Origin of the sequence: Candidatus Hinthialibacter antarcticus (assembly GCA_030765645.1) — a bacterium.
Taxonomy (GTDB): Bacteria; Hinthialibacterota; Hinthialibacteria; order Hinthialibacterales; family Hinthialibacteraceae; genus Hinthialibacter; species Hinthialibacter antarcticus.
Window position 1 is genome coordinate 55,095 of the sequence record JAVCCE010000003.1, and the last position, 21,119, is coordinate 76,213.

General features: G+C 51.6%; 16 protein-coding genes and 1 riboswitch. Of the genes, 12 read left to right on the forward strand and 4 right to left on the reverse strand.

Features of this window, described 5'->3' with window-relative positions:
- Positions 1-207 precede the first annotated feature (207 nt).
- Together P9L94_00820 and P9L94_00825 are read left to right on the forward strand one after the other, a co-directional pair.
- Entirely contained in the window at positions 208-1,146 is a 939-nt protein-coding gene (locus tag P9L94_00820; GenBank protein MDP8242593.1) for a TIM barrel protein, read from the forward strand.
- A gap of 71 nt (positions 1,147-1,217) precedes the next feature.
- A complete protein-coding gene (locus P9L94_00825; protein ID MDP8242594.1) occupies positions 1,218-3,347 on the forward strand; it encodes a cellulase family glycosylhydrolase in 2,130 nt (709 codons plus the stop codon).
- Positions 3,348-3,368: 21 nt separating this feature from the next.
- Here P9L94_00825 and P9L94_00830 read toward each other — a convergent pair whose 3' ends face one another.
- The 3 genes from P9L94_00830 to P9L94_00840 form a co-directional block, all read right to left on the reverse strand.
- On the reverse strand, positions 3,369-3,962 hold the full coding sequence (locus P9L94_00830; GenBank protein ID MDP8242595.1) for a prepilin-type N-terminal cleavage/methylation domain-containing protein: 594 nt from the start codon (positions 3,960-3,962) through the stop codon (positions 3,369-3,371).
- Positions 3,963-4,186: 224 nt separating this feature from the next.
- Complete coding sequence (locus tag P9L94_00835; protein MDP8242596.1) at positions 4,187-5,350, reverse strand: saccharopine dehydrogenase C-terminal domain-containing protein; 1,164 nt, start codon at positions 5,348-5,350, stop codon at positions 4,187-4,189.
- Between the two features lie 6 nt (positions 5,351-5,356).
- Positions 5,357-6,187: a GntR family transcriptional regulator gene (locus tag P9L94_00840; GenBank protein ID MDP8242597.1), complete on the reverse strand. Its 831-nt coding sequence runs from the start codon at positions 6,185-6,187 to the stop codon at positions 5,357-5,359.
- A 270-nt stretch (positions 6,188-6,457) separates the two neighbouring features.
- Here P9L94_00840 and P9L94_00845 point away from each other — a divergent pair, with 270 nt between their 5' ends.
- The 4 genes from P9L94_00845 (at position 6,458) to P9L94_00860 (ending at position 13,555) form a co-directional block, all read left to right on the forward strand.
- Positions 6,458-7,129: a prepilin-type N-terminal cleavage/methylation domain-containing protein gene (locus P9L94_00845; GenBank protein MDP8242598.1), complete on the forward strand. Its 672-nt coding sequence runs from the start codon at positions 6,458-6,460 to the stop codon at positions 7,127-7,129.
- A 51-nt stretch (positions 7,130-7,180) separates the two neighbouring features.
- Entirely contained in the window at positions 7,181-9,781 is a 2,601-nt protein-coding gene (locus tag P9L94_00850) for a fibronectin type III domain-containing protein (protein ID MDP8242599.1), read from the forward strand.
- A gap of 114 nt (positions 9,782-9,895) precedes the next feature.
- Complete coding sequence (locus P9L94_00855; GenBank protein MDP8242600.1) at positions 9,896-13,141, forward strand: PQQ-binding-like beta-propeller repeat protein; 3,246 nt, start codon at positions 9,896-9,898, stop codon at positions 13,139-13,141.
- Positions 13,142-13,180: 39 nt separating this feature from the next.
- On the forward strand, positions 13,181-13,555 hold the full coding sequence (locus tag P9L94_00860; GenBank protein ID MDP8242601.1) for a VOC family protein: 375 nt from the start codon (positions 13,181-13,183) through the stop codon (positions 13,553-13,555).
- A 220-nt stretch (positions 13,556-13,775) separates the two neighbouring features.
- Here P9L94_00860 and P9L94_00865 read toward each other — a convergent pair whose 3' ends face one another.
- A complete protein-coding gene (locus P9L94_00865; protein MDP8242602.1) occupies positions 13,776-15,035 on the reverse strand; it encodes a PQQ-binding-like beta-propeller repeat protein in 1,260 nt (419 codons plus the stop codon).
- Positions 15,036-15,161: 126 nt separating this feature from the next.
- Here P9L94_00865 and P9L94_00870 point away from each other — a divergent pair, with 126 nt between their 5' ends.
- From P9L94_00870 to P9L94_00895, 6 genes are all read left to right on the forward strand, one after another.
- On the forward strand, positions 15,162-15,803 hold the full coding sequence (locus P9L94_00870) for a hypothetical protein (GenBank protein MDP8242603.1): 642 nt from the start codon (positions 15,162-15,164) through the stop codon (positions 15,801-15,803).
- Positions 15,800-17,980 carry a CehA/McbA family metallohydrolase gene (locus P9L94_00875; protein MDP8242604.1) on the forward strand — a complete coding sequence of 727 codons (2,181 nt, stop codon included), beginning with the start codon at positions 15,800-15,802 and terminating at the stop codon, positions 17,978-17,980. Before P9L94_00870 ends, P9L94_00875 begins: the two co-directional genes overlap by 4 nt.
- Before the next feature lie 24 nt (positions 17,981-18,004).
- Positions 18,005-18,907 carry a diguanylate cyclase gene (locus P9L94_00880; protein MDP8242605.1) on the forward strand — a complete coding sequence of 301 codons (903 nt, stop codon included), beginning with the start codon at positions 18,005-18,007 and terminating at the stop codon, positions 18,905-18,907.
- A gap of 53 nt (positions 18,908-18,960) precedes the next feature.
- Positions 18,961-19,158, forward strand: a riboswitch (cobalamin riboswitch).
- Between the two features lie 87 nt (positions 19,159-19,245).
- On the forward strand, positions 19,246-19,947 hold the full coding sequence (locus tag P9L94_00885; protein ID MDP8242606.1) for a prepilin-type N-terminal cleavage/methylation domain-containing protein: 702 nt from the start codon (positions 19,246-19,248) through the stop codon (positions 19,945-19,947).
- Between the two features lie 55 nt (positions 19,948-20,002).
- Positions 20,003-20,914, forward strand: a complete 912-nt coding sequence (locus tag P9L94_00890) for a nicotinate-nucleotide--dimethylbenzimidazole phosphoribosyltransferase (GenBank protein ID MDP8242607.1) — start codon at positions 20,003-20,005, stop codon at positions 20,912-20,914.
- Between the two features lie 22 nt (positions 20,915-20,936).
- A partial coding sequence (locus tag P9L94_00895) for a hypothetical protein (GenBank protein ID MDP8242608.1) occupies positions 20,937-21,119 on the forward strand: 183 nt, incomplete at its 3' end.

Sequence of the window (21,119 nt, forward strand, 5' to 3'; positions counted from 1 at the left end):
CTTCTTGCAGATGGAAGTGGATACAATAAACCTGCTGCCAATCCCTTTATTAGTGACCGTCGATTTATCTTAAAGTTTTTCATAGATTCACTCCAGAAATTCTTTTATACTTCTATGTAAGATAGCGTACCACGCTGCACATGCTCTTGCTATATCGAAGTCATTTACTTGCAATCTGGTTAATTTTAGATTTGGGGAGAAGATATCATGTCAGCGAAGAATTCGATTTCACGCCGTTCTTTTGTCGCTTTGTCCGCCGTTGCCGCAACCGCATTTGCGCCCGAGAAAGCGCGCGCGCAAGAGAGCGTCCGCTTGGGCGGGCCAGTATTTGAATCTTACAACTCGCCGGAAGAATGGACGAAGGCAGTAAAAGCGTTAGGATATTCCGCAGCCTATTGTCCTGTCGGCGCCGATGCGGGCGACGCGCTCATTGCAGAATACAAGCAGGCGGCGCATGAAGCCGACATAACAATTGCTGAAGTCGGCGCGTGGTCAAACCCGATTGATCCTGACTCGAAAAAACGCGCGGCTGCGATTGATAAATGCAAAACGCAATTAGAACTCGCAGAAAAAATTGGCGCGCGTTGTTGCGTTAACATCAGCGGCTCGTTGAATCCAGAGAAATGGGACAGCCACCACCCCAAAAATTTGCGCAGCGCGACGTTGAATCTAATTATTAAAACGACGCGGGAAATCATCGACGCGGTGAATCCGCAAGTGACGTACTTCACGCTTGAAACTATGCCGTGGGCGATCCCTGATTCGACGGAATCTTACATGACACTATTGGAACGCATGAAGCGCGACCGATTTGCGGCGCATTATGATCCCGTCAATATTATCAACAGTCCGAGACGCTACTATAACAACGCAAAAATCATCTCAGACGCTTTTAGCGCTTTCGGAAATCAGATTCGCAGCTGCCATGCGAAAGACATCAAAATGTCGGACGCATTTACGGTTCATTTGGATGAAGTGCGGCCCGGCTTGGGCAATCTGGATTACGGCGTGTTTCTCAAAGAACTCAGCCGCTATCCTGACGCGCCGCTGATGTTAGAGCACTTGCCCAACGCGGAAGAGTATAAGCAAGCCGCAGATTACGTTCGCGCAAAAGCGGATGAAGTCGGCGTCGCGTTGCATGGTTAGGGAATCTTGAACTGTTTGTTTACAATGTTGAGGATCATCATCACTGATTCGCTTTCATCCAGGGAGTTATTATGGTCCGCACATTGTACTTTGTTGCCGCGCTGTTGTTTTGCCAAACCCTTTATGCCGAAGAGTTGGCTCCATTCAGTTGGGAATGGAGCCAAAACCCTGCCTCGCCCGTCAACCTGTCAAATCGCCTTGACGCTCCAGCAGGCAAGGATGGGTTCATTCGAATTGAGGACGGGCATTTTGTTCGGCCAAATGGCAAACGTTTGAAAATATGGGGAATCAATGTTTCAGCAAATGCGTGTTTTCCAGAAAAAGAACACGCGGCGGAATTTGCGGATTACATAGCGCGTTTTGGAATCAATGGCGTACGTTTTCATTTTATGGATAGCCCTTGGACAAAATTTCTCGAAGGCGATCCAGATACGTCGCAAACCTTCAATGCAGACTTGTTCGACCGCTTCGACTATTTTATTTATCAACTCAAGCAACAAGGAATCTACATCAATCTCAATCTCAACGTTGCGCGTCGGTTTAAAGAAGGAGACGGCGTACGCGAGGCGGAATATTTGGGCTTCGCCAAAGGGGCAACTTACTTTGATGAGAGATTGATTGAGTTGCAAAAAGACTACGCCCAAAAATTGTTGACGCATATCAACCCGTATACGAAAACCGAATACCGCAATGAACCCGCTGTGAACATCGTCGAGATCGTCAATGAAAACTCGCTGGTTGAATATTGGGCGGCGGGCCGCTTGAAAGGCGAAAATACAACAAAGAACCCTGGTACATGGACGGACATCCCGCCGTCGTACGCGAAGCAATTAAATGAACAATTCAACCAGTGGTTTGCGAAGAATGTATCTACAGCAGAGCAGGAGCAAATTCGCATAGAAGCGGGCGTCGGCGACGGCGAGGCGCTTCCCCGTTTAGTTCCAGAGCAATTCAAGATCGCGTCCACATTGCGCTTCCGTACGGAAGCGCGGTTTTATGTCGAGACAGAAAAACGGTTTTTTCAAATGATGTACGCATTTCTCAAAAACGAACTTGGGGTAAAAGCGCACATCGTCGGTTCGTCTGACCATAACCACTACAAATCCGGCTATGCGCATCTCAGCGCGAATGCGTTGTTAGAGGTCGTCGATAGCCATGTCTATTGGCAACACCCGAATTACAAAGAAGGCCGCGTTGACGGTAGAGGCGCGTTTGAGATTGAGAATACGCCAATGGTGAATAATCCCTACTTTTCAACGCCGGTGCAATTGTCGCGCGCGGCGATTGAAGGTAAGCCCTTTACTGTTTCTGAAACCAACCACCCGTATCCAAATGAATATGCTTGTGAGGGCATTCCAATCTTGGCGGCGTATGCGGCCTTACAAGATTGGGACGGCATTTATTTTTATACATTCGATCATGCGCCGCCTAGCCAATGGAAACCCGAAATGCGCGGGCATTTTGACATTCGCCCTGATGCAGTAAAAATGGCGAACCTGGCTGCCAGCGCGTTTTTGTTTATGCGCGGCGACATAGCGCCAGCCGACAAGACCGTACTGCGGTCGTATTCGGCGCCGTACGTGTTAGACAGCATTCGTATGCCATCGAGCGAACGCCCCTATTTTACGCCGGGTTTTGATTTGTCTGTTCCATTGCGCTATCGAACGCGCGTTTTGAGTTTGAGCGGAGAACAATCAACCTATCTGGAATCAGAAAGGCCGTCTCTGATTTTTGATGATGAAAAGCAACTGACTTGGAATATTCAAAACCCCAATCAAGGCGCCGTATCAATCAATACAGAAATGACGCAAGGCGTGGTTGGATATATTCGTTCGAGTGAGCAACCATTACAGAACTTGAGTTTGAATATCGAGAATGACTTTGCGTCTGTGCTGTGTGTTTCTCTCGATAATCGTCCGATTGAATTGTCGCGTAGCATGATGCTGGCGGCAACCGCAAAAGCGCATAACGCAGATACCAAATGGAATAAAGAACATACATCACTCCAGTCGTGGGGAAGACAACCGCTTTTAACAGAATCGGTACGGGGTACGGTCGTGCTGAAAGGGTTGAAAAACGCCCGCCAGGTGAAGGTGTATCCCATTGCTCCAAACGGTGCGCCTGCAAACGGTGCGATTTCTGCGCAACAAACACAAGACGGCTGGTCGTTCTCAATTGGCGAAACGGCGTGCGTCATGTAATTGGATTGAAGTCCAGTAGGCTTACAGCCAATTGGCGCTGGTCGATTGCCTGCCGCCTGCGCGTTCGCGATACCAACGCGGCTGCCAGGCGCCGCCCGCGCGGACAATGTCGCCAAAACTGACGACGCCGTTGGTCGAGTCGTAAAACTCAAACTCGGCGTTATGGCTGGGGTATTGGGTTGAATTAAAGTTGTCGTATTGATCGGGGCCAAGCGACTCCATGATATAGATGTTGCGCGGGACGGCTGAGCTTCCGCGCGGCCAGGAGGCGGTGTTGAATTCATACACCAAGTCCCAATCGTTGCCGCGCGAGTTCTCATATTTCTTCGCGAACGGATCAACCAGCACCTGATTAAGATACGCAATCGGCGACGTCAGTTTGGTGGAACCCAAGTTGGCGTTATCGCTGTGCGATGAGGGCGGATAGCCGTTGTTGTCGAGAAAATACTGCTCAATGGCGTTTTCCAGCGCTTTTTGGTCGGCGTGAACCCGGGCGATGTTGGCTCGCACCTGCGCGTTCAAAAAATTCGGGACCGCAATCGCCGCCAGGATGCCGATGATGGCGACCACGATTAACAACTCAATCAACGTAAATGCTGCAACGCACGGTTTCATGCTGCGTATCATAAACCAATGCGCCCAGATTCCTAGAAGCTATCTCAAAAGTAATGAGAACGAAACGGGATTCCGGCAGATCAATAATTGACAAGCCTATTCAGGCATGGGTGCAACTCTGGGAGCGCCTGTGCAAAAGAGCCTGAAAGCCCGCACTGAAGCGAGCAGAGTTGTACCCATGTTACACCCAGCGAAAGGTCAAGTAGATTTGAGATTGCTTCTAACTATTCAATCGTTTCGATTTCTTCTTGAATTTCAATGCGGCGCAGTTTGAGCGCTGCAAATACGTCGCTGGGATTAAACACCTTCTCAGGAATCAACGCCCCTTCGCCTTGCGTTTTGCCCTGGGCGATCAGTTGCGCGCCGATGCCCATCGGGATGCCCACGCAGCGCGTATATGAACGCAGTTTCTCCCAGCCCGGCTCTGAGCCGTCCGATGATGGGTGAGTGTGGGTCAGGGTGTGGCGTTTCTTCTGCCCGTCTTTGACGCCCTCGACTTCAATGTGCAGCGCATAGCCGTAGAGTTGGGTGTTTTGCCCTTCTTCTGACTGAATCAAATATTCCGCGATGGCGCCCATGATGCCAAACTCGGCGCCGTTGAGTTTGATTTTGTCATTGCGCATGAATCCGTAGTCGTACAGCGCTTTGATGAGCGCCATGTTTTGCGGCGGCCATGTGCCGCGCACTTCAATCAGGCGTACGCCTTTTGGTTTCAGGAACTCCGCCAGGGTTTGGGTTTCGGAGTGGGGGATGATGTATTGCGTATGCGTGCCATAGGGTTCGGGCAGAGTGATCTCGCGCGGATGGGCGAAGGGCGGTACCTGCTTGAATTCGCCGTTTTCAAACACCATACGGCCCGGCAACGCAGGGTCGTATTCGTAGGTCGTGGTCTCGGCAATCGAGGCCGAAAAGGCAATCGGACGAAAGGCGCCGTGGCTGACGCGCACGGTATCGACAGTGTCGAACTGGTTCGCTGCGTGTACCGCCATCATGTTGGTTGTGCCCGGCGTCATGCCAAAACCCGGGACGCACACCTTGCCGTTCTTGCGAAAAATCTCGTCGTACTTATATTCATCGCCGAAGCCGTTGAGGTTGATTCCGTTCGCGCCCGCTTCGGCAATGCAGGAGGTCGATAGGTCGTTAAGCGAGATGGTGGTGCCGTCCATGACAATGTCGTAGCCCGTCATGGCTTTGACGGCTTGGGCTTTGTCGCGCAAATTCACTTTCACAAAATCGACGCGCGGATCGTTGAGCCATGCGACGGTTTCTTGGCCTGCGGCTTCGTTGATGTCGCCGATGGTGAGGCGTTCAAAGTCCGCAAACTCGACCCAATCCAATGCTGCTTCCCGACAGATTTTTCCCGCGCCGCCTAAACAAAATACTTTCATGTTTTTTCAGCCTTTATGATGATAGGTTTCTTTTTTTTCGGATTTTGGTTCTAAAGCGGGGTTCGACATCATAATTTTAAACCGGTACCGATCGGCTCGAAATGTTTCAAGGTTAAAGGAAAACGGCGCGCCGTCTTCGTCAAACTCAACCGACTCCACTTTCATAATCGGCGTCCGCTCGCGAATGTTCAAAATTTCGCTGGCCTCTTCATCGGCAGACAACACTTCTAATTCGTGCGTCATTTGAAACGGAGTCAAGCCGTATTCATTTCGCATGACGTACACCAGCGAGCGCCCGGTGAGGTCTTCTTTTAATAAATCCGGGCAGCGTGAGTAGGGAAAATAGGTTGAATATACGCTGATGGGAACTTCATGCAGATGCCGGATGCGCGAAATGAGAATGACCTTTTCGACCGTCCAAGGGAGTTGTAATTTTTCGCGCACCAAATTAGTGGGCGGGACGAGTTCCTGCGTCAGCAATGTATAGGTGATGGTTTTTCCGCCGCGAAAAAAAATTTGGTTGTCGTGCGGCAGGGCGAAAATCGGTTCGACTTCTTTCGGAGGGCACACGATAGTCCGGCGCCCTTGTTGTTTTTCGAGTAGACCTTCAATTTCGAGCGCATTGATCGCCTGGCGGACGGTCATGCGCGATGTTTGGAAACGGGCGGCCAGTTCTTGTTCGGGCGGCATCTCCGAATAGGGAGTCCGCTGACCGCTAAAGATTTCCTGCCGCAAAGTGTCACGGATTTGGCGGTGCAGCGGCAAGCGCTCTTTGTCGGAGTTTTCGACTAATGGCTTATTTTGTTTTGACTTTGGCTTGTTTTTTTGATTGTTCATAACCGGTCTTCAGAGTTATAAGTTCTTGTAGCGTTTTCAATTATAGCCTGCTTTGTTTGATTTGTGTTAGATGTCTAGACAAGATTAATATAATTTTTACGGTTCCCTAATCATATCCTAATGATGAATACGTATTTTTTCTCTTGCAATCCATGCCGATTTTGTTTAGAATCGAATTTGTTACCCATCTCTGAGTTTGTTCTTTTCTGAAAAGTAGTGAAAAATATGTCTAGACAAGGTGTGTGAATGTGTCTTGATAAGGGTGTGGATATGACGAAACGTCAGCATGTAAGCGCATTTACTTTGATTGAACTTCTCATTGTTGTCGCCATCATCGGTATTTTGGCGGCGATTGCCGTGCCCAATTTTATGAATGCCCGGGTGCGCGCCACCATCGCCCGCGTTCAGGGAGATATCAAAGCGCTCTCCACGGCTGTCGAAATGTACGCGCTCGATCATGGAGCCTATCCTGACGATGGACAAGTCACTGGTATTCCCTGGTGGATGAACAATCGTCTTCTTACCACACCGATTTCATATATTGGTACAATTCCCAAAGACCCCTTCTTAAATAATTCAGAAGCCGGCGACAGCACCAACGGCCATCGCGAATATTGGTATGTTTCGTATGATGGATACGGGGTACTGCGCTCGACAGGCCGACCACAAAGCGTAGGCGGGCGAAGCAACGTGCGGTTATTTGATCCACCGCGCCAGAGTTTTCGTTTTGGGTTCATCAGTCCCGGTACGGACGGCTGCTGGGAATGGGACCGGGGCAACGGCTGGTGCGGGCCGGAATTTTATGCGGGCGACGTCTTGTATTACGAGTCGACCAATGGCGTCATCTCGCGCGGCGACTTATATCACTTCGGCCCCGGCAGCGTCTATAACCCGCCTTCATCTTTTTCGGGCGGAAGCAGCGGCGGCGGATCGGGATTGTAATTTCAATGTTAAATTTCAACTACTTTATTTAATATATAAGGAGTCTTTATCATGAAGCGATGGTTCAGTCTGTTTGTCTGTGTATGTATTCTGGCGACGCCGGTATTTGCGCAAACCGTAATTTACCAGGAAAACTTTGACGATTACGCCGAAGCCCAAGTCCCAACCGGATGGACGAAGTCAGCCAATACCGGGCACCTCGTCGAACCGGATTTGGAATCGGCTCTTTGGAACGCCGCCAATTATGAAGGCTGGACGACCTTCGGCGATGGCTATGACGGCGAACGATTGCAGCATTCCGATGATCCGAAAAACTGGCATGCGCTCGCAACCTGGAAGAACGCGCCGGGCGCAGACTTTTCGCAAGAAGGCTCGGGCAATCGCATTCTGCTGGCGGATACCGTTATCCCCGGCGGCGGCAGCCAGATTGACACTTGGTTGGTTTCCGACCCATTCGACGTATCGGCGTATAGCTACGCCGTGTTTTCGTTTGAATCATTCTTTCGCGGCAACCAAGACCAACAAGGCGCGTATTACTATCGTTTAGACAATGGCGACTGGCAGCGCGGCTTCCACCTCGATGATGAGCGTTATCGCGATGAAGGCAACTATTGGGGGCCGTATTCGTTTGCGTATGACGTGCAAAACGCGCAAACCATTCAATTCTATTTTGTCATGTACGGCACATGGAGTTGGCATTGGGCGCTGGATAAATTTTTGTTGACGGGTTACAGCGACGTCCCGCCCGGTCCTGCAAAACCCGAGGCGATTTCTCCGCAAGGCGATGTAGGATTTACCAATGTGACCTTGCAGTCATCCGCATTCGCAGGCGGTGGCGATCACGCGTTCTCGCAATGGCAAATCCGGCTGTCGGACGGAACCTTCGGCGAAATGGAAAACGAAGGCTGGGACCCGGAACATATCGCGTGGGTGCAAAGCGATCCCGTTCTCGATACTTCATTGCAACCGAATAGTTACGCAGAAGAAACCGCGAGTTTTATTCAATACGACCTCGCTGGCGACCAGACCCAGTTTGTCGCCCGCCGCGAGTTGTTGCGCCCCGGCGCAACCTATTACTGGCGCGTTCGTCATGTGAATAACGACAATGTCGCTGGCCCCTGGTCAGATGAAGTGATGTTTAGCGTTGGCGACCTGGACGGTTTTGATCTATTGACCGAAGACTTTGACGACGCCAGCGAAGGCGAAGCCGCTCAAGGCTGGGAATTTGTCGGTACTGATTTTGAAGGCTTTGGCGACGGCGAGTTTGGCGCCATTCATGTCACGCGCCCGCGTTATCGTTGGGCCGATTTCACCGCAGGTGACGATTCCAATAGCGTCAATGTTGCGGGCGATGGGCGCCACGGCGGTTTTAAAGGGCAAGTTTCATGGGTTGCGGGTTGGTCGCATACGATGGTTGACAATGAATATTTAACGCCTGCGTTGGATTTTTCTGACGCCACTACCGGCTGGTTGATTTTTGATTCTTGCTTCAAAGGCAGCGGCGACGCGTATGTTGACATTGTCATCGACGGCGGCGAGCCGATTAATGTTCATTCGTTTGGCGCCTTTTCCGGCGGCAACGGGGTGCGCTCCAGCGTTGAAACCGTAACGTTTCCACCCGACGTGGCAGGCAAAAGCAATGTGCGGGTTCTATTCCGAACGAACAAAAATTCAGAAAGTTGGACGTTCGATAATGTTCGCATCGTTGCGAGTTCGGATGCGACCTTTATTGATCAACCGGTTGCGCAGCAGCCGTCAGGCGAAGTTAATTACACGCCGGGGTTCATCACGTTGAACGGTTCCGCGTATACCGATCCTGATGGAGAAACTCACGGCTCAACCCGTTGGCAAATTGCGCGGGCGAATGTTGGCTTCGAGCGCCCTATTGTAGATGAAATCACCAGTGAGGGCGATTTGACGGCATATCAGATTCGCAACTTGGCGCCGGGCAATGAATATATTTTCCGCGTCAAATATGCAAGCGACGCTGGACGTGAAAGCCCGTGGTCATTGCCGGGGCGGTTCATGGTGACTGTAAACGGCGGCGAATTATTAGTGTCAGAAGATTTCAATAGCCAGTCCGGTCAAGACAATCCATCCGGCTGGACGCAAGTGAATCACAATGACCCCGACGGCTTCCCCGAGTTTAATGGGTGGAGTTTCTTGACGCTTGAGTTCTTCGAAAGTTATGCACAAGGTCGCGACGGTTCGCCGTACTTTGATGGTAATGTCGCGGATGCTGACAGCGATGAGTATGAGCAATCGGGCGTCGGCGCGTTCAACAGCGAATTGATTTCGCCGACGTTGAATCCTGGCGGCAAAGGATTGTTGGTGGCGTATGATCAAATCTATCAGCACTATTCCGGCCAGGTCGGCGAGTTGAATTACTCGCTAGACAACGGCGCGACTTGGGTGAACCTCATTCGCCGTTCGCTGACTGATCTTCCCAACGACGAAAGATTTGCAGAGCCTGAACTCGTTGAGATTCCCGACGCGGCGAATTCAAGCGAAGTGAAAATCATGTGGAAACTATACGGCGCTGGCGGTTCCGACGGGACTAAGGCGTTGAACGAATGGTTCTGGGTGATTGACAACGTCAAGATTCTTTCCGTCCCGGCTGATTCTCCCGTTCAGGATTGGATGATACATTGAGTCGCGTCGCAGTAATCAATTGAAGTCAGTATACTGCATACGCCCGGGCCTGTTCCGGGCGTATGTTTTTAACGTGGGCTGAACAAATATTTTGTTGAAGGCGACTGAAAAGCAATGAGACAATTCGCTCTGTATTTTCTTCTAGGTATTTTATGTACGAACGCTACTGCGGACGATTGGCCGACCTATCGGCGTGATTTTAACCGCAGCGGCGTAACGGCAGAATCGCTTCCGTTTCCCTTGCAGGCGGCATGGATATATCAGGCGCGTCAGTCACCGGAACGCGCTTGGGACGGTCCAAACCCGCGCGACTATTGGCAACGAATTGAAGACGTTCCGCCGCGCATGACCTTCGACCGCGCCTATCATGCTTCCATTGTTGACGGGCGCCTTTATTACGCTTCGTCTGCGGATGACAGCGTGGTGTGCCTCGACGCCAAAACAGGCGAAGAAGAGTGGATATACATTGCGGGCGGCCCTGTTCGCCTTTCGCCGACAGTGAACAACGGGCGCGTGTATTTTGGCTGCGACGATGGCGCCGTCTATTGTTTGGACGCAGCCTCCGGCAAATTGATGTGGCGTTATTTCGCGGAACAAAAAGCGCGGACCTTGCCCGGCAATCAACGTTTGATTTCTCCGTGGGCGATTCGGACAGGCGTTGTGATCGAAGAGAATACGCTTTATTTCGCAGCGGGATTGTTCCCAGAAGACGGCGCCTTTCTTTGCGCTCTCGACGCTGTGAGCGGTGAAGAACGCTGGAAACAACCGCTGTCGATATCACCGCAAGGTTTCATGTTGGCGTCGGCGACTCGCCTTTATGTTCCAACCGGACGCTCTACGCCTGCGGTGTTTGATCGCGCCAATGGTGAGTATTTATATTCGCTGGGCGGCAGCGGCGGCGCCTATGCGTTGTTGACCGATGACCGCTTGTATTACGGGCCGGGACGCGCTGGCAGCATCGACGAAGCCTCATCCGAAAGTCGCGACTGGATCACGTCATTTGCGGGCCGCCGTATTTTGGTTACCGCAACCCATTCATTTATGCAAACCGATGATCGCCTCAGCGCGTTAGACCGCGTCCGGTATCGCGACTTGAACGCACAAAAGGATTCGCTCAATCAAGAACAACGAAAACTGGCGGAGGCGGTTAAAGCACTCAATGCAGAGACGGAAAAAGAAAATCTCGACGCATTGCAAACGCAAATCCGCAAATTAAAAGAGACGCTCTCCAATATAGAGCGTGGACTTACACAATGCGTGTTATGGGACGTTCCCTGCGAGCAGACTGAGGATTTGATTTTAGCGGGGGATGCGCTGATTGCGGGCGGCGACGGCGTCGTCGTTGCCTACCGAATTTCTGACGGCAAACACATTTGGAAAGCGAACATTCAAGGCCGCGCTTATGGACTGTCCGTTGCCGATGGACAGTTGTTTGTGAGTACAGACAAGGGCGCCATCTATACGTTTGGCGCTCAGAGCGGCAACAAACAAATAGTTGCTTCGCCAGAATTCACGATTCATCAACAAAAAACTTCGCCGGTTTTTAACGATACGAAAACCATCATGCAATCGCTCAATCGCGATCAAGGCTATGCGCTAATCTTAGCTGATGACTTTCCCGCTTGGGCTGACGCCATGCGGGATGGGTCTAATTTTCATCTTGCTGGAATCGACCGAGATGAAGTAAGAGTACAAGACATTCGAAAATCATTTTTCCAACGCGGTGATTATGGACGACGTATTTCAGTCCATCTTGTGAATTCCGGGCCGCTGCCTTTTACGGATTATGTCTTTAACCTGATCGTTTGTGACGACCCTTTAGTCTTGAAACAGGATGAAGGCTTGCAGGATGTCATGCGAATGCTGCGCCCTCATGGCGGCGTACTTGCGGTGAAGAGTGACTTTGTAGACGATGCGTTTGTTCAGCGCATCAAAGCGCTTTCCCGTGATTTTGTTGTGGATGACGCTCATACATCCGGCGGCTGGTTGTTCATCAAACGCGGCGGGCTTCCCGGCGAAGGCCAGTGGACTCACCCGTTTTCCACGCCTGGCAATAGCGCCAACAGCGGCGACCAACGCATTCGCGGTCAAATGCAAGTGCAGTGGTTCGGGCGTCCCGGCCCCCAGCAACTTATCGACCGCCATCACCGTGGAACCCCGCCGTTATCACTGAATGGAACCAGTCTGCTTTACGGCAACGAGGTTTTAACGGCGTTTGACGCTTACAACGGCGCCATGATTTGGGAGCGCCGCGTCCCCAATACGCGGCGGGTCGGCATCCCCTATGACGCAGGCAATCTGGCCATGTCGGATGAAGCGGTGTTTCTGTTATCGAAAGACGAGTGTTTGCGTTTTGATACGCAATCCGGCGATGAACAATCGGCGTTGTCCATGCCTCGAATCGGCGATAGGCCGCTTCATTGGGGGTATTTGGCGCTGACGGACGGCGCCGTGTTGGGCAGCGCGCAGGAAGCCGAAGCGGCGCGCACCGAACTGAGCCGCGCGGAGGTTGTCGAGCAATACAATCAGTTTCGCCCATTGCCCTTGGCGCAGTATTTGTTCGCGCTGGATGCGAATACCGGCGAGACAAAATGGACGTATCAAAATGGGCTAATCCCCAATATCTCAATTGCGGCGGACGGCGGTTTTCTCTATTTCGTCGAAAGCCGAAATCCCGAAGCGCTGCTGTCGGACCGCTCCCGGTTGCCGCTTAAAACATTACTGAAGCGCGACGCCTATCTGGTCGCGCTTGACATCAAGACAGGCAAGCCGGTTTGGGAACAGCCCGTTGATTTGACCGATTGCGAGCATGTGTTTTATTTAAGCGCATCAAATGGCGTCGTGACGATTGTTGGTTCCGGCAATCGAAAAGAAAAAAATTCTGTTTGGTATTATGTCTATGCGTTTGACGCGGCGAACGGCGAATTATTGTGGCGACGCGATCATGCGAACTCGCGGCCTGGAATCGGCGGCGATCATGCCGAACAGGTGCATCACCCGGTGTTGATGGATGACGTAATCGTTGCGGAGCCGCTTGCGTATAAACTAAAAACGGGCGAACCCTATTCGCCGCCGGGCGACGAGAAGCGGTGGAGTATGCCGAACAGTCGCGGCGGTTGCGGGACGATATCCGGTTCGGCGTACTGTGTTTATTACCGCAACAGCAACCCGATGATTCAAGACCTGGCGGACAATGACGGTCAGCAACGCATCAGCTCCGCCAACCGTACCGGGTGTTGGATTAATGTCATCGCAGCAGGCGGCGTGTTATTGATGCCTGAAGCGAGTTCTGGCTGTACATGCAACTATTCGATCCAGACATCCATCGCTTTTATTCCTGTGGGAGATTCATTTAAATAAACGCAACAATTGCTACGGCATAAAAAACAGGAGACTTGCATGAATTGCTTCTCAGGATTTGACCACCCAGCCATCGCCGCCAAAAATAGCGCGGCATTATCGAAATGGTATTGTGAGATGCTGGGGTATACGGTTGCGGCCCAAAACGCCGACCCGGCGTTTTTATTGAAGGCGCCCGACGGTACATTTTTAGAAATCATGTCAGCAAACGACGATCCACGCGCGGAGCGTCAAAACCACACGCCCGGGCTTTCTCATTTGGCCTTTCGAGTTTCCAGTTTTGATGAAGCGCTCAAATGGTTAGACGAACGGGGAGTCGAGTGGTTTGGTGAAGAAGGCGACGCGCTTGGCGGTGGGCGGGTGCGTTCGTTTTTCGATCCAGAAAATAACTTGGTCCAAATTGTTCAGCGCTAAATGCCGCTGTTATTGATGCTATTGAACGTCTCCGTGCAAGACGTAGGCATTCACAGGCGCTCACAGAGATACACACACGCCAGAACTGGCTGCTCTACTGTTGACAGTCCGTATTCCCACCTCAAGCGAAATGAGTTTAAGATGGGTTCTCAATAGTCGATTTGATACCCCGCTGTTTGCTTGCGGCGGGGGCCGTCATTTTTATCAATACTGAAAGAACCTATTGCTTCTCAATGCGATAGAGGTCTTTGGTGGTGCGAAGATAAAGCGCTTTGCCGTCCACGGCGGGCGTCGCCATAAAACCATTGTCGAGTTTATTTTCTGCGAATACGGAAAGCGCTTCGCCGGGCTTGTACAACTTCGCTGTCCCGTCGGTCGCGAAGCTATAAATCACGCCGTCGCCATAGATTGGCGACGCGTAAAACTCGCCGCCCAGGCGCTCGCGCCACACTTCTTCGCCGTTCAAGGCGTTGACGCAAGTCGCCACGCCGCCATTGTTTATCATATAAATCTGTTCGCCAATCAACAGCGGCGACACCATGCTGGGGATGGCTTTGTCATATCGCCAAACCACTTCGCCGTCGGGTTTGACGCCCATCAGGTCGGCGTTGCCGCGCCCGGTGATGAGATAGACCAAGCCGTGCCCAAACATCGCCATCGAGGCGTTTGAGTACGAGCCGTGGTCGATCTTCCACAACTCTTTGCCGTTGCGGGGGTCATAAGAAAACGAGCCGTATGATGCGGATATCCACATCTGCGGCGAGCCATTGATTTCGCGAACCAGCGGCGTACTGAACGCCTTGCGGAAATCGCCTTCGCGCTTGGGATTTCCGTCAATATCAATGTCGAGAAATTTGGTCGTGCGGTCGGTTTTCCATACGATCTTGCCGGTATTTTTGTTCAACGCCGCTTGATATTGCAGGTCGGCGCCGTCAAAGGTGAGGATGATAAGATCATTATAGATGACGACGGAAGACGCCGGGCCGCGGTAGTGATTGCAAGGCAGGTCGCGTTGTTCCCATAAGGTCTCAAATGATTTTGTATCAATGGCCGCCGTGCCGTAACTGCCGAAGTGAACATACACCCGTCCCCCTTCAATGGCGGCGGTGCAAGAGGCGTATGTATTGACGTCGTTGCCCAGCGGGCGGGGCGAGTCGACGGTAAACAGCAACTTATCGAACAGCACCTTGCCGCTCTCTTTGTCGATGCAGAAGACATACATGTTTTTGCCGTCTTCCGTCGCGGAGGTTAGCCAAATCTGGTTCCCCAAAATCACGGGCGAAGACCAACCATGATCGTGGATCGGCGTTTTCCATACGACGTTTTCTGTCTCGCTCCATGTTGTAGGCAGGCCGATTTTGTCTTTGCCTTCAGGCGTCGGAACGATGCCGTCTTGATTGGGGCCGCGAAACTGCGGCCAGTCCGCCCACGCAGTCGTTGTCAAAACGCACAAACTGATAATCAATAGATTTCTCAACATTGGATTGATGCCATCCCTATTCTTTTTTTATTATGAAACTCCCAGATTGTTTGTGATTGTATCATACTGATATTTTGGTAGAATTTCCACGCAGGGTTGTAATTCATTTTGAGATGGGAAGTCAGCATGAACAAAGTCTGTTTTTTATTCGTATTTGCTGCGTTTATACTGGTGGGGATATTGGCGCTAAACGTGATCGCCCACCCGCCGTTTCCCGATTATGTAGAACACCACGTTTCAATAGTGTTGTCGCCAAATTATATTGATGCGACCGTCCGGTTTACCTTTCATCAAAAAGAAGCCTTAGCGGTGCGTCGCCGGATTGACGAAAACCACGACAAGACGCTTACCACGGATGAGTATGAGGCGTTTTTAGGACGCATCGCCAATCAACACGAATGGTTGACGCTTCAAGTCAATGATGAGCCATTAAACATGGTCGTGTTGTATGACCCTGCATTCGATGAATTCGGAAACGATCAAGTTAACCAAACGATGTTTGTATGCGAGTTCTCATTTTTCTCACAGACGCCGCCAATTGATAATGTGAATACCTTGCGGATCGACGATTCGTTTATGCCGCAGACGCCTGCCGTATGCGTGTTGAGTGCGACTGCGATATCCGGCGCGCCGCTTCGCGATGCGACAGCAAGCGGCGCAATGTCGGGGCCGTTGCCGTTGCGTATCGCGTCGCCTGATGTTGGCAGCGCGTCACGCGTCTTTACGCTGGCTCTAACCAAAGACCATTTTGCGGGAGAAAAACCATGATGCTAAGAACAAGTACGTCAAATATGCGATTTGTATTGCAATGGATTTTGTTCTCCTGTCTATTGATGTTTGTATTTATCACGCCGTGCAGCGCAGCCGTATCCGTCTCAGGCGCGGCGTCGTTTTGCGGTGAGTTGGTACAGAACCATTCGTATTTATTCAATGAGCCGGAACGGACTCAACTGGATGAAATCAACCGCCAATTGCGCCGTTTGGTCGAGCAAGAAAAAAATGCAGATGAGGCGAATAAATCTGAATGGAACGCGCAAGTGCAAGACGCCGTTAAGCAGATGTTGACATGCCTTGAGTCCACCAAAATGGTCGCGCGCTTTTCGATTGAAAATGGAGCAATCAAGAAATTGGATGCGGAAGCCGTCCAGTTGCCGGGCGATGAGGGCGCGTTTCTGGTACGCGTTGATGCGGGTGGAGACGGGGAGCGCTTCGTTGTTCATTCACAGCAATACGGCGAGTTTCCCGAAAACCGTTTATGGAAATTCAACATCGCCTCTCAAGGCGTTACGTGGATATTGATTTCGTTGTTTGACGTTCCCGCCGATGAGATTACCGTGTCAGTGCAATTTGAGCGCGATGGCTCTCCGCACTTATTGTCATGGATCAAACTTAAAACGCCGCCCGCTGGGTTGTTGCGTTTTCAAGTATTGGGCGATGACACAGGCAAGCCAGTCCCGGCGATGGTGCGTCTGGTGTGGATGGCGAATGGACGCGACCGCCGCCCCAGCAATGGTCTCGAATTCGCGCCCCAGATGGACAGCCAGGGTTCGCCGTCTGGACGCCGCATGGCGCAACTGCCGGGCGGACTGGAAGGGCCTTATTGGTGCGTCCCCGGTCCGTTTGAGATGCGCTTGCCGCCGGGCGAGTGGCAGGTCATGGTTCGCCGGGGCGTAGAGCATGTTCCGGTTCGCAATACGTTTACGATTGCACCTGGAAAGACGGTTGAAAAAACCTACCGCCCCAAGCGCTGGGTGGATATGCGAAAACAAGGCTGGTACTCAGGCGACGAGCATGTCCACGGTCGCATGGTCAGTAATCTGGATGCGCAGCGGTTGCAAGCCTGGGTGCAGGCGGAGGACATTCATATCGCAAACATCGTCAAAATGGGCGACGTCTACCGCACATGGTTTGAGCAGCGCGGCTGGGGCAAAGAGTATCGGATCAAAGTGGATGACTTTATCTTATCGCCGGGGCAGGAATGCCCGCGCACCCATGAAGAACTCGGCCACACCATTCACATGAATACGACATCAATGGTGCGCGATACCAATAAGTATTTTCTCTACGATTGGGTCTTCAACCAAGTTGATCAACAGGGCGGGCTGTCTGGTTTCTGTCATGTCTTGTTCGAGATGTTTCATGTCCATCGCGGCATGAGTTTGTTTGTCCCTGATGGTTCCGTCGATTTCATTGAGATCATGCAGTTCAACCAAATGGGGACCGGCCTGTATTATGATTTTCTCAACCTGGGCTACAAACTCACCGCCGCCGCTGGCTCTGACGTGCCCTGGGGCGGGACCGTCGGCGAAGTGCGAATGTATGCGTATTTGGGGCAACAACAATTTTCTGCTGACGCGTGGTTTGATGCAGTCAAAGCGGGGCGTACGTTTGTCACTAACGGCCCGATGATCGAATTCACGGTGAATGGAAAACGCCCTGGAGAAGAAATCATCGTGAAAAATAGCGATGAGGTGAAAGTCGAGGCGCGGGTGTGGGGCGGAAAAGGCCGCTTTACGCCGACCGAACTCGAAATCGTTTCACAAGGCGAGGTCATTAAACGCATTGAGCCTGTGCAAAAGAACCAGGAAGAAATACATGTGAAATTTTCGCTTCCCGCCAAAGACGGGTTTTGGATCGCGGCCCGCGCCAAAGGCAGCGACGGCTCGCAAGCGCACACCACGCCGATCTATGTGAAAAAGAACAATTTGCGCTTCTGGAATATTGATGAGACTGAGCGCTTGCTGGATGAACGAATGGAAAGTCTGCAAGAAGTCGAAGACATGCTCGAGGAATACAAGAGTCGTTTTGAGCGCGAATCAGGCAACTTTCTACTTATGCAATACGTTCAACAAGGGCCCGAATTAATGAAGCGGGTCGAGCGGGCGCGCAAAGCCTATCGTGATTTGCGGAATAAATACAATGCAGAACGTAAAGAGCGTGAATAGTAATCAATCAGATTGGAACGCACAATGAACTACGACACTCATTTCTTTAAAAACGTGATGGATAACATTGCCGACGGCGTGTATTTTGTGGATTGCGACCGCCAAATCACATACTGGAACAAAGGCGCCGAACGGATTACCGGATTTATGTCGGATGAAGTCATCGGGTCGAAGTGTTTTGATAATTTATTGAATCACGTTGATGGGGAAGGTACCCAACTTTGTCATGGCAAATGCCCGCTGGCTTATTGTATTGAAGACCAGAAATACCGTGAAGCCGATGTGTTTTTGCATCACAAAAACGGGCATCGCGTTCCCGTAAAAGTCAGAGCGAATCCATTATGCGACGACGATGGAAAAGTGATCGGCGCCGTTGAATTGTTTACCGATTCGACAACCTATATGGAAGCGATGGAGCGGATTAAAGCGCTTGAAAACGAAGCCTACCTCGACTTTTTGACTCAACTGCCAAACCGGAACTTTTTAGATAAAACATTGTTCAGCCGTTTTGAAGAATGGCAGCGTAATCAATGGAGTCTGGGCGTTGTCATGTTTGATATCGACCATTTTAAGAAATTCAATGATCAATATGGTCATAAAATGGGCGACAATGTTTTATGTAAAGTAAGTGAAACCTTTCAGCGAAATGCGCGCGCTTATGATGTGATCGGGCGCTGGGGCGGCGAAGAGTTTCTCGCCATTGTTCCCAATATCAATTCAAAAGCGCTTATGAGTTGGGCGGACCGTTTTCGTCTGCTCATTGAAAAAACAAGTTTACGATCTGAAGACAAACTTCTTGCGGTTACGGTCTCTGCTGGCGCTACGATTGCCCGTGAAGCCGATACCATTGAGACTCTGACCAAACGCGCGGATGAGTTGCTGTATCAATCAAAAGAGAATGGCCGGAATCGAGTGACGATTGATTAACGGGTCGAGAGCGCAACGCCTGTCTGCTTGACTGGGATGCGCCGCATCATAGAATAACGAACAGACCGAAAGGCGTCCGCCGCAGGTGGATGAAAAGGGAAGCCGGTGTGAAACCGGCGCGGTCCCGCCGCTGTAACCAGGAACGAAACCTCAACCGCCATTGTTCCAGACTGGAATGAGAAGGCGAGGGAGTAGGAGCAAGCCAGACGCGCCTGGGAGCCAGAAGACCTGCCTTTCACATTTCGCCAAACCGTTTCGCCGACCGGGGAGAAGGCGCCGTTTTCTCGATTTTCCTCTTTTCGATCTATGCGAACATTTGGCCCACATGAGGTGAGGTTGTGCGGACAGACGCAATCCACAAACAGGGCTTTACCCTGATTGAGTTACTCGTTGTCGTCGCAATGATCGGTATCCTTTCTGCGATTGCCATCAACAATTACCACTTGGCGTTAGAAAAAACCGACGCTGCAGGCGCCCAACACAATCTGCGAATTCTCAGCACGGCGCTGCAATCTTACCGCATCGACCATAACGCCTATCCGCTCGCGGACGGGCTTGCCGACTCCGTCCCCCGGCCCGACCAGACCGCATGGGGCTGCGGGCCTGCCGCCAATGGCTATTGGAGCGGCGTTCCATTGGCGCTGGTTGACCAAGGTTATTGCCAGGAACCCAATTTATATGACCCTGCGCTGAAACGAAAATATAATGAGTCTATTGAAGCGTATTCCACTTGCGAGCCGTCTACCTTTTCCGGTCATCAAGTTCCGCGCTGGCGGTTTATGCGTTTTGCTTACAACTACGCGGCGCTCGACGCGGGCGCTGCGGGCGGAGGCGAACAGAATGTGGAAGAGTCTAAAGACGGCGGCGTCTGGTTGGTGCGCAGCCTTCATATTGATGTGGGGGATTTCGACCTCGAACGCGCGGTCCCGTTCCCGCATCGCGTTGTCCCGGAGGATGAACCCAACAGCGTTTGGAACGGAGAGTTTGAACTTACGCTTGGCGGAGACATCCACCTTCGCGCTGTGCAGCGCTTACGCTAGCCATCGCGTTTTGAATTGCCGATAATAGCGTATTCTTGTTATAAGGCGGTTCAACATGGCGCACCATCACCATCATCATGGCGAACATGACCACGGACATTCTCACTCGCATTCACATGACGCCGGGCATATCGAAACAGCCGCTCGCGCTTATTGGCAACGCATCGCGCCCGCGCCGCGCGCATTGGGCGGCTTGGATGAATTGGCTGTGCGCTTATGTATGGCGCAGGGAGCGCATCATCCGAGTGCGGCGCCCCGGCAGGGTTTATATTTTTCTGCGGACGAAACACAGATTGCGCTAAGCGTTGTTTGCGATCAATTGAGCAATAACTTAAGTGCGCCGTTTGAGTCCGTCCCGCTTCGTGCAATCGAAAGCGTTGATCTAAAAACGCGAATCCCGAGAGCGCGCGACATGATGAGAGCGGGTTCCATCGCCGCGGCGAACGCGATGAGAGATGGAGCCAAACTACTTCTCATTGCAATCAATCAGTACCCGGTCGAACAGGCGGCGGCGCTATTCAACTTGTTGAGCGACACCCCGTTGAATGATGCGGCGGCTTGCTTCGCTTCTGGAAAATTTAATCTGGAAAACGGTGAGATCATGCGCTCTACGCTCGAAGCGCATCAAGGCAATCCCGTTGCGGCGTTAGCGCAGATTGGCAATGCGGAACTTCTGGCGGCGGCGGGCGCTGTCTTGCAGGCCGGGTCGCATGGAACGGCGATTCTATTCGACGGGCTTCATGCTGTGCTGGCGGGCGCGGCGGCGGCGAAGATTGATGCGTCGGTAAAACACTCAATGTTTGCGGCGGCGACCGGTGCGCAAAGCAACGCTCTATGGAACCTTAATATTTCGCCCGTTTTCGCAAGCCCGGATTCTATGGAGATTGGCGTCGGCGCATTATTGGCGTTGCAGCGAATTGATCTTGCCTCAGAATTAATGAATAAAACTGGTTCATCTGGTAAGTGAGTACGTACATTGATGGATGGTCATGATATTTATTCAGAAACAGGCTCCGGTATTTCAAAAATTGACAAACCAATCAGGCATGGGTGGAACTCTGGGAGCGCCTGTGCATAAGGGCTTGAAAGCCCGCACTGAAGCAAGCAGAGTTGTACCCATGCCTGATACAGCGAAAGATCAAGAATTTACGAAAAAGCGTCAAAAAAACGCA

Coding starts and splice junctions, on each gene's coding strand:
- P9L94_00820 (MDP8242593.1), top strand. CDS start 208: ATGTCAGCGAAGAATTCGATTTCACGCCGTTCTTTTGTCGCTTTGTCC.
- P9L94_00825 (MDP8242594.1), top strand. CDS start 1,218: ATGGTCCGCACATTGTACTTTGTTGCCGCGCTGTTGTTTTGCCAAACC.
- P9L94_00830 (MDP8242595.1), bottom strand. CDS start 3,962: ATGAAACCGTGCGTTGCAGCATTTACGTTGATTGAGTTGTTAATCGTG.
- P9L94_00835 (MDP8242596.1), bottom strand. CDS start 5,350: ATGAAAGTATTTTGTTTAGGCGGCGCGGGAAAAATCTGTCGGGAAGCA.
- P9L94_00840 (MDP8242597.1), bottom strand. CDS start 6,187: ATGAACAATCAAAAAAACAAGCCAAAGTCAAAACAAAATAAGCCATTA.
- P9L94_00845 (MDP8242598.1), top strand. CDS start 6,458: ATGACGAAACGTCAGCATGTAAGCGCATTTACTTTGATTGAACTTCTC.
- P9L94_00850 (MDP8242599.1), top strand. CDS start 7,181: ATGAAGCGATGGTTCAGTCTGTTTGTCTGTGTATGTATTCTGGCGACG.
- P9L94_00855 (MDP8242600.1), top strand. CDS start 9,896: ATGAGACAATTCGCTCTGTATTTTCTTCTAGGTATTTTATGTACGAAC.
- P9L94_00860 (MDP8242601.1), top strand. CDS start 13,181: ATGAATTGCTTCTCAGGATTTGACCACCCAGCCATCGCCGCCAAAAAT.
- P9L94_00865 (MDP8242602.1), bottom strand. CDS start 15,035: ATGTTGAGAAATCTATTGATTATCAGTTTGTGCGTTTTGACAACGACT.
- P9L94_00870 (MDP8242603.1), top strand. CDS start 15,162: ATGAACAAAGTCTGTTTTTTATTCGTATTTGCTGCGTTTATACTGGTG.
- P9L94_00875 (MDP8242604.1), top strand. CDS start 15,800: ATGATGCTAAGAACAAGTACGTCAAATATGCGATTTGTATTGCAATGG.
- P9L94_00880 (MDP8242605.1), top strand. CDS start 18,005: ATGAACTACGACACTCATTTCTTTAAAAACGTGATGGATAACATTGCC.
- P9L94_00890 (MDP8242607.1), top strand. CDS start 20,003: ATGGCGCACCATCACCATCATCATGGCGAACATGACCACGGACATTCT.